Annotated in this window: 2 protein-coding genes; both read right to left on the bottom strand. The window is 60.7% G+C overall.

The window, feature by feature from the left end; all coding sequences use genetic code 11:
* Positions 1-9: 9 nt before the first annotated feature.
* Positions 10-681 (bottom strand): hypothetical protein, encoded by a 672-nt coding sequence (locus tag AC1RMF_RS26505; protein WP_493145532.1) that lies wholly within the window; start codon positions 679-681, stop codon positions 10-12.
* 174 nt (positions 682-855) lie between these two features.
* Positions 856-1,785 (bottom strand): site-specific integrase (locus AC1RMF_RS26510; protein ID WP_493145534.1); only part of this gene is annotated, 930 nt, incomplete at its 5' end.

Raw genomic sequence — 1,785 nt, forward strand, 5'->3', positions numbered from 1 at the left:
TGTGTTGGTTCAGTAGCAGGACAGGTTGGTAGCCGGGCGAGCTGCTCGGAGCAGGACTTGTCGGTCTTGCCCATTCACTCCCGCGCTCTGTCCCACGCGCACTCCAGCGTTCACACGGGAGAGCGCCCGGCGCACTGTGTTGCGCAGGCGGGGAACATAGAAGTCGTCCACTTCATCGGGCAGACCGCAGCCCAGGCACATGCGCACCAGGCCTGCCAGGCGCTCGTCCTGCCGGTCCAACTGCCGCAGCGGATCCATCACCAGGGTATGCAGCACATCGTCGACGTTGCTTCCTGCATCGATGCATGCGCCGAGGTACGCACTGCACCCTTCGATGAAGGTTGCGACAAACAGGGCCTCCCGCTCGGCGCCACCAAATTCACTGGAATAGGCTGCGGTCTCGGCCGCTGACCGCAGGACCTGCACTACGTAGCGACACAAGCCAGTGCGCTGGTAATGCACGCCGCCACCCACTGGTGTTGTGAGCACGATGTGAATCTCGGGTTCAGCGACGAAGGCGGAAAACATTCGGCGCAGAGGGACACTGTCCAGCGAGTGGACAGCCTGGTCGATGAAGGTCTGGGGATCAGGCCCCACGGTGACTTCATAGCGGGTGGCCGGAGATGCATTGGCGGGAATTGCGAAGGTAGGGGCAACAGGGGTGATGGTGATACGGTTCATTGGGTTCTCCTTGACAGGAATTCAGGATGTTTTGGGCAAAGCTCCGCCTGACCGGGCTGCTGGTAGCAGTTCGGGTGGGCTGTGGTCGGTAGTGATGGCTTAGAAAATGGCCAAGCTCATGGCTTAGCTCGTGGCCTAACTAAGGGTCTAGCCAGCGGAGTGGCTCGGCACCGGTCATGTCTCCACCTCCTGCCAGTTCCTGGCCATGTCTTCCCAGCTCAAGGGAGCCAGGAACGCTGCGGGCTTGTCGACACGGGATGGGGCCTTGGCGGTCACGCCCACATCGACGTCAGCAGCACTCGCATCAGCCTTGGCCGCCTGGGCTGCCGCCTCCTCAGTAGCTTTGGCAGCAGCCTGTGCGGCCTCTTCCTTGCTCCAATGCACATCGGACTTCTTCCAGTTGCCCGGCCTCGGAATGGGCTGGCGCATGGCGTCGCTGTGCAGCGGATCGACCGGAATAAGCACCGGGCCACCTGTCTCATTGACCGTGGCCAACGGCCCTTGTGAGAGCTTGGCAGCGAGCAAGCGCTCCATGGCTGAGCCGTCCTGCCGTGTGAGATTGGGCACGTAGCGGCTGTATACCTTGAAAAGCATCTGTGTATCCGCATGCCCCAGCTGACGGGCGATCCACTCGGGTGCTTCGCCGGATGCCAGCCACAAGGTCGCTGCCGTGTGGCGTGTCTGATAGGGCCTGCGTCTTTCCAGCCCCAAGTGCCGGAGCAGCGGATACCAAACCCGGTCTGAGAAATTCTTGTTGTCCAGGGGCTTGCCCTCGATGTTGCAGAAGACGTATTCCGACAACTTGCCTGTGGCCTCCCACTGGGCCTTCAACGCTTCCATGACCGGTGCGCTCATCTGGATGTCACGCTGCGAGCCATCGGTCTTGGTGTACTCATCCTCTCCCAGGACAAAGGTTTCACGCACCTTGATGATGCGCAGCACGAAATCTACGTACTTCCACTTCAGGCCATTGATCTCACCGGTACGCAAGCCGGTAAAGATGCGCGTGACCATGTAGTTGCGGTAGTCCGGCCGGACGGTAGCGATGATGCGCTGCACATCCTGCAAACTAAATGGGTTCACATCCACCTTGACCTGCTTCAA

This window comes from Rhodoferax sp. GW822-FHT04A08 (assembly GCF_058801025.1).

Coding starts and splice junctions, on each gene's coding strand:
- AC1RMF_RS26505 (WP_493145532.1), bottom strand. CDS start 681: ATGAACCGTATCACCATCACCCCTGTTGCCCCTACCTTCGCAATTCCC.